The sequence below is a fragment of the Mesorhizobium sp. WSM4837 genome, from assembly GCF_055811435.1.
Window position 1 is genome coordinate 43,226 of the sequence record NZ_JBVVQE010000055.1, and the last position, 6,290, is coordinate 49,515.

The 6,290-nt window shown below is 59.1% G+C and carries 8 protein-coding genes and 1 pseudogene; 1 reads left to right on the plus strand and 8 read right to left on the minus strand.

Annotated features, from left to right (window positions below):
- Positions 1–130 precede the first annotated feature (130 nt).
- The 4 genes from AC0L3D_RS26320 to AC0L3D_RS26335 form a co-directional block, all read right to left on the minus strand.
- Positions 131–493 carry a Crp/Fnr family transcriptional regulator gene (locus AC0L3D_RS26320; protein WP_473627009.1) on the minus strand — a complete coding sequence of 121 codons (363 nt, stop codon included), beginning with the start codon at positions 491–493 and terminating at the stop codon, positions 131–133.
- Positions 494–1,274: 781 nt separating this feature from the next.
- Entirely contained in the window at positions 1,275–1,655 is a 381-nt protein-coding gene (locus AC0L3D_RS26325) for an ion channel (RefSeq protein ID WP_473627010.1), read from the minus strand.
- Positions 1,656–1,748: 93 nt separating this feature from the next.
- Positions 1,749–1,946, minus strand: coding sequence for a hypothetical protein (locus tag AC0L3D_RS26330; RefSeq protein ID WP_139172573.1), 198 nt, complete (start codon positions 1,944–1,946; stop codon positions 1,749–1,751).
- A gap of 429 nt (positions 1,947–2,375) precedes the next feature.
- Positions 2,376–2,819 (minus strand): hypothetical protein, encoded by a 444-nt coding sequence (locus tag AC0L3D_RS26335; protein ID WP_473627012.1) that lies wholly within the window; start codon positions 2,817–2,819, stop codon positions 2,376–2,378.
- Between the two features lie 147 nt (positions 2,820–2,966).
- Between AC0L3D_RS26335 and AC0L3D_RS26340 the strand changes: the two genes are divergently transcribed.
- Positions 2,967–3,299 (plus strand): hypothetical protein, encoded by a 333-nt coding sequence (locus tag AC0L3D_RS26340; RefSeq protein WP_473531428.1) that lies wholly within the window; start codon positions 2,967–2,969, stop codon positions 3,297–3,299.
- Positions 3,300–3,448: 149 nt separating this feature from the next.
- On the opposite strand, the gene AC0L3D_RS26345 is transcribed toward AC0L3D_RS26340, so the two are convergent.
- From AC0L3D_RS26345 to AC0L3D_RS26360, 4 genes and pseudogenes are all read right to left on the minus strand, one after another.
- On the minus strand, positions 3,449–3,700 hold the full coding sequence (locus tag AC0L3D_RS26345) for a hypothetical protein (RefSeq protein WP_473646285.1): 252 nt from the start codon (positions 3,698–3,700) through the stop codon (positions 3,449–3,451).
- 158 nt (positions 3,701–3,858) lie between these two features.
- The gene (locus AC0L3D_RS26350) at positions 3,859–4,152 is read right to left on the minus strand and encodes a hypothetical protein (protein WP_091591761.1); all 294 of its coding nucleotides are present in this window, start codon (positions 4,150–4,152) and stop codon (positions 3,859–3,861) included.
- Between the two features lie 741 nt (positions 4,153–4,893).
- Entirely contained in the window at positions 4,894–5,232 is a 339-nt protein-coding gene (locus AC0L3D_RS26355) for an ATP-dependent DNA ligase (protein WP_473627013.1), read from the minus strand.
- Between the two features lie 43 nt (positions 5,233–5,275).
- Positions 5,276–5,452, minus strand: a pseudogene (locus AC0L3D_RS26360) (ATP-dependent DNA ligase); the annotation flags it as partial.
- Positions 5,453–6,290 lie beyond the last annotated feature (838 nt).

The following is a 6,290-nucleotide window of genomic DNA, read 5'->3' on the forward strand; positions in this document are numbered from 1 at the left end:
GCGGGTCTTCCGATCAAACTTCGCGGAATAATGATGGACCTGAGACGCCGGCAAGAGTCGGACAGCGAGCCCCCTGGCCGACCAGACGTTGCGGGGCCGGCTCGCGTCCGCCGGTCTTCTGTCCAGCAATCTACTCACCATCTATTTTAGACACCCCTGAGAGCTTCCATGAGGCGGTGCAGACGACGCTGGCCAGCTTCGACATTCGGGGCGAGGCAAAGTCTGGCCGACTGCTCGAATGAAATTCAGGCTGCGGCGTGCACTCCCCGAAAATGTCACCCGGTTCGACATCGCGATACGCTATCTCCCTGCCGTCCGCTGAAACCAGTGTCACGCGAGCCCGTCCTTCCAGCAGGAAGTAGACTTCGCGACCAGTGTCGCCGTGGGAAATGATCAGCTCGTTGTGTCGATCGCTGCGCTCGTGCCACCGTTTGGTCAGCGCGGCGAGGTCGGCATCGCAAAGTCTTGAGATGAAGGCCGGAGAGCCTGTCACAACAGCCTCTTGTTCAATCAGGTGTACTTCATCTTACTCCCTATCCAAGGAAATTTGATGGCCGCAGGCCCCGCTTTCCGGAAAGCAAAACTGGGAGCGGATTTTTCCAATGTTTTCCCCGGTGTGGGAATTCCCACAGCCGAGCCTGGTTCGACTGTCATATCCTTGTTGCAACATCGAGGTCTGCGAAGAAGCCATAAGGTGTCTCGCGATGGGTCAATAAGTCTGGCACGGCAGTTGCATAGTCAGGTATGGGGGAATGGGGCGGAGGCCCGTCGCTTCGCAAATGTAGCGGCGGGTCTTCTGCATAGAGGTCGCGTCCCAGTCTACGCGCTGCCGTCCGTCTCGCTTTCCTCGTCTATCGCCCGGACCGGCAGTAAGCAGCTGTAGGTATCGGCGAAGTCGAGGTCGAGGAAGACATAGGGGAGTGTCTACGAAGTGGTCCTCGATGCGCTGCGGCCAAGCGACCTATTAACCGGAAACCTGTTAACTAAATTGGCCTAAGCCATTGTCCTCTATAGGGGCTTTTGAACTAACTTCCCCTCGCGAGCATGCGCGTCCGGTCCCGAAATTACCCTCCCCAATAGGGGATAATGGCCGCGATTACCACGCTATAGCAACGGGCCGTTCTGATAGCGGTGCAGTGGCGAAATTTTGAATAAGCCCCTATGGGGAACATTCAGGCAAACAGTTACAAGCTCCTTGGCGCCCGAACGAAAAGCCCGCCGCACCTTTCGGCGCGAACAGCTATGACGAAGGAACACGACCTCTGAAACGCGCATCAGTCTTGCTCCCGCTTCCACAGATCCGAAGTCGATGCGTATGCGAACGATGCTGACCAAGCGATCAGGACGAGTCCGTTGAGACCCTCCAAGGCAGCAACGATTCGCATCGGCCCAGTGGCATAGACTTCGCCAAAGCCGATCGTCGTGTAGCAGGTAACCGAGAAACAGAAGAAATCCGCTGCGCTTCCGGAAAACAAGCCTGCGAGACCTCCAAGGTCTGGATGGTGGTGCATCCAGGCGTAGGCGAGCGCGAAAAGACAGATCCCCACCACGTGAGCAATGATTGCTGCGACGACCAAGAGCAGCAGATCAACCCGCATCGGAAGTGAAAAACGACGCCTCATCGTTCCGGCGATATTTAGCACTTCATAGTGCATCAGAACCGTTACCAGTGCGAAGACCTACAGATATGGCGAACGCGATGAGCAATTGCGGTACCTTCAAGTAGGACTCAGATCCTCAACCGCTTATCACCGCGCGAGCGGTTCGAACAGCGTCGACCTGACGCGACGCGATGCGATGCCGAACACGCGAATGGTGAGGACGAACGCGAGCACCCGGTGGTGCCATCTCCCCGGGTCCTTGGCAAAATCGTCGGAACCGAACCGCTCCCAATGGCTTTCGTAATCAGGGGCGGCGTCAAAGAGGAGACTGTTATGGATCGGCAAGAAAATAGCGTTTTGGAGGCGGGCTGGCTTTTGGCGGTCCCGCTTTCTATCGGATTTGCCGTTTTGATTGCAGGCTTAGTGCTGGGCTAGTGTGCTATGGGAACCGGAACTCGATCACTCGCCCCTCGGCCTTCCATGATTGCCGGGCGTCAACGGAACCAAAGTCGCGCAATAGCTGAGGGACAGGAGCAAGGCGGACGCCACCGTCGCGCTTTTCGCCAGCCGGCCGCTCGGGCTTCTGCCTCGCTGCAAAACCAGCGCTCCCCCTTGCCGGTCGAGGTTACGGTTCGGTCATGACGGGCGAGGGAGAAATGCGCCGCTAGGTGTCAATCCTAATCGGAGGTTCACGCAAAGAAAAACCCGCCACCGTGAGGCAGCGGGCTATGACAGTTTTTGCCCGGTTCAGTGATGGTCGCTCCCCCACGCTTTCTACGAGGTCGCTTCGTGATCGGATGCGCTGCAAGAAACGTCCGCCGCAATGAGCTTGGCGACTTCGTCCTCGCCGATCGGCAGATATCGGTCCCTTGCGGCTTCTCGCTTCCATTGGACGGCCATTAGATCGGGCGCTGGAACTCGGATTTGATCGGCCACAGCCTGCCGGCTCCTGTCGACGCTGATCATCCGTTTGTCAGAATAGGCGCTAGATTTGTCCTCGTCCTCCAGGACGTACATCGCGTGAATGCTTTTCTCTTGCCAGTAAGCCGTTTTCGCTCTTGCCAGGCTGGTGACAGCATCGGCCTTGCGCCAAGGAAGTCGGCGCGCCTGACGCATGAGCTGATTGTGGTGCGTGTCGATGAGGACGGCATCGGGCAGCGGATCAAGGCACTGCCGCACGAATGCAGCCAGCGCCTTTGTCTTGACGCCGGCGCTCATGCTGATGCGTCCCCTCCGGAAGCCAGCTGGAAAACCGACGCCGCCAGCTGCGCTGCCCAAAGTTCGGCTTCGAAGGGATATTTGCGCGCCGCGCCGGCCCTTGCGGGGCCGAAGCTTTTGAAGTTCAGTGCATGCGCAGGGGGCAGCATGCGCAAATACCATATTTTCGCGGCGGCAGGGGCCGCGACCATCCTTTTAAGCGGCTGCTCCGGTTCGGGCCTAGGTATGCCTGGCTCACCTGCTTGGTTTGCCACCACACCGCAGGCGGAACAGGCAACCTATTTCCGCAACCGATGCGTTTCCTACGGCTTCGAGCCAGGGACCCCGGCCATGGCCCAATGCATCCAAAACGAGTCCATTTCGTCTCGCGGCAGGGCATCTGCCAGGGCGAATGCGGCATTTGCCAACATGCAAAACAGTCAGCCGAAAACGACGACTTGCAACCGCTTCGGCAACACCGTGAACTGCACGACGTTTTGAGTCGACACCGAGAGGCGGAATGAGCGCCCGCCTCTCTCATTGCGAACGCTCGACGGCGAATGTTTGCGCGTCATCACCCTCCGGCCTAGAGAATGGTGGCGGCGCCGGCGTGAGGCTGAGGATTGACGCGCCGCCGTGCCCCCGCCCGATCAGGACGCTTCCTGCACTTCCTCGACTTGTGGCGTCACGGGTGCAGGATTAATGACGTAGGTGTTCGAGGTCAGGTCGCTTGTAGATCGGATGATGATACCGTCGTCTCTTAATCGGGCAAACGTTCCCCTTGCGATACGCATGGGCTTGCCTTTGGCATCTGCGGCGGTGACTTTGTTCGACCAGGGAACGTGAGTGATGGTGTCAACGCGCTTGAGAAAGCGCTTTTCCTTCTCAGTCAACTCGATCACGCCGTTCCTCCATATCATCGCAGCGTTTGGCTGGCCGGTAACGCCGATGATGCGACTCCGTTCCCAGACAGGCGCATGGTTGCTGCCTATGTCGAGAAAACCTTGAGGCTAAGGGCTACCTGCCGAAAGGCGCAGCAGAATAGCTATGCTCGTCACCGTCAGCCGGGAGGAGTGTAGAGCGGCTCTCTGCATCGATGAACCAGGCACTGGCCATCGAGCGTCGGCACAAACCCTACCGCTGGGATTTCCGACCAGTCGCACGCATTGCTGTACCGGCGGACGTAGAGGGCATAGGTGTTCGGGCCGGTGGTCAGCACCGCCGAGCCATGGCTCTGGATTAGCGCCTGCGTCTGTTGGCAGGTCATGGCGCGGGTGTCCGGCCTGGCCTGGGCGAGGGTTGTGAAGGCAAGCGTGACCGCTGCCGAGGTCAACGCAATCCGGCGAATGGACATGACGAGACTCCCATGATGAGCCATTTGGTTGACAAACTCGCATGTCGCAGGGCAGCTGTGCAATGGCGGCCTTACCCTCCCGCACCGCGCTCAACATTGCCTGGGGCGGCCATGACGGCTACTGTGTCGCCAGAACCGGGTTCATCCGGGGAATGTCGGTCTCCATAAGTTTCTGAACGGGCCTCGCTTTCGGTCGGCGGCCAGGCACCAGCATGACATCCGTGCTAAGTGCACCCAATTCGGAGGGAAAGATGCGACTATTTTTGGTGTTGATTTTGATGGCGCTGAGCGGCTGCGTATCCAATGTTTCCCCGGATAGTGATGGTATACCACGCCGCGCGTCCTTTGCTGGAAACCATTAGTCCGCTTAATTTGGCTGATTGCCAACGCCTATTTTGCCGGTGCCTCAGCACTTGACGAGGAAAGCGAGACAAGCGGCAGCGCATAGAACGCGGAAAGCTAGCTTTCATCCCAGAAGTCCTGAAGCGAAGCGTGGCGAAGGTCGTCCTCGCCCCTGAGGTGCTTCACGCGGGCTTTGATGCCCGGCTTGACCCACTGCGTTGCCGGTCGCTTTGGCATGTCCTTGGGCGGTGACCCGGCATGCTCCTGGACCCTTTTCCAAAGTCGTTCCCGCATCTCGCGATTGACGCTCACGAACGCGCTGCCGACATATTTGCGGTGGCTGGGTCAGCCATCAGAGCAAACGCGGGCTTGCCCCTCTCGCGTTCGACGCCGAGTAGTTCAAACTCGCTTTCTGTGAAGGATTTTGTCTTCAGCCAATTGGTGGTCGGGCCGCTGCGATATTTGCTGTCCCGACGCTTCGATACCATCCCTTCCAGGCCAGCCGCGTCGATCAAGATGATAGATCGCATTAGCCTCGCCCGGCATGGTCTCACTGAACTGGATGCGGCTGTCAGACCCTATGAGGCCGGCTAGGATTTCCCGCCGATCCTCAAGTACCATGTCGCGCAGATCGTGGCCGTTGAGATGCAGGAGATCGAACGCAACGAAATAGAGGTCGTGCTGGCGTCTGGTGATGGCCTTGCGCAGCGCGGCAAAGTCCGACAGGCCCAGCCTCATTCAAGACGACGACTTCGCCGTCGATGATGGCATTCTCGACGTCCAGCGTTCGCGCCGCCGCAGCTAGATCGCGGTACTTCGATGTCCAGTCTAGGCCGCGGCGGGTGAAGATCCGCACACCGCCGGCGTCGATGATGATTTGGGAGCGGTAGCCGTCGAATTTGGCTTCATGCATCCAGTCGTCGCCTTGGGGCGGCTTGGCGACCAAGGTAGGCATCATCGGAGGAATGAACTCTAGCCGGCCAGCACCGGCAGTCACTCGTTTACGCACAGGTTCGAGTGTAGGCTCATCCGATTTGATGGCTAGGGGAACGGACCATGACCATTTTACTAAATTAGCAACGATGCATGAAGCGGCATACAATTTCGCCCAAGCCGGCGACCGCCCCCCGACCTGCCAGCCGGCCAGGCCCGGCGGCCGTTGCGCCCCCAAGTAGGGCTGCCGGGCTGCCCCATCAAACGCACTGTAGCGACCAACGTGAGACGAGATAGAACAAATAACGCAAATGGAAACCTAACCAGGGAGCGCAGCAACCCCTCCTCCTTGGCAGCGGCTTCTAAGGCCTTCCTTACGTCGTCGGGTGTGCCCTCGCCTCCAAGGCAGGCCATGCAGGCTTCTTGGGTCCTCGCTTGGCCCACTTCATAAGTTCCGTGGCGGCACCCTCGACGTTGTTGCAGCCATAGGTGAGTCCAGGTCGGTCTGTCTCGATGTTGACCGGAGGGTGAAACCAATGGAGAGCTATGAGGGTAATTTAGGGATGCTCATGTGTTTGGTAGAGGCGAGGGCCTAGGCACGGATGCTTGGGAGAGAGGGCCACGCGCTTGGCGACGTAGCGAACGATACGGCGGGCCTGAGAGGCGGCTGGAGCATGCGACGAGGGCGATGCGGAAGGCGCTGGCATAGGCGCTGAAGATGGCGCTCTGGGTCGGCTCGACCTTCGGGGTTCCGTGACGGTAAATGAGCAGCGGGGACCGGGTGGGTATAGCGCGGCGATCTGGGAGAGACCTGCGCGACAATCTGGATGAGACTCTCAGAGCGCGGTCATGGGCAAATTATC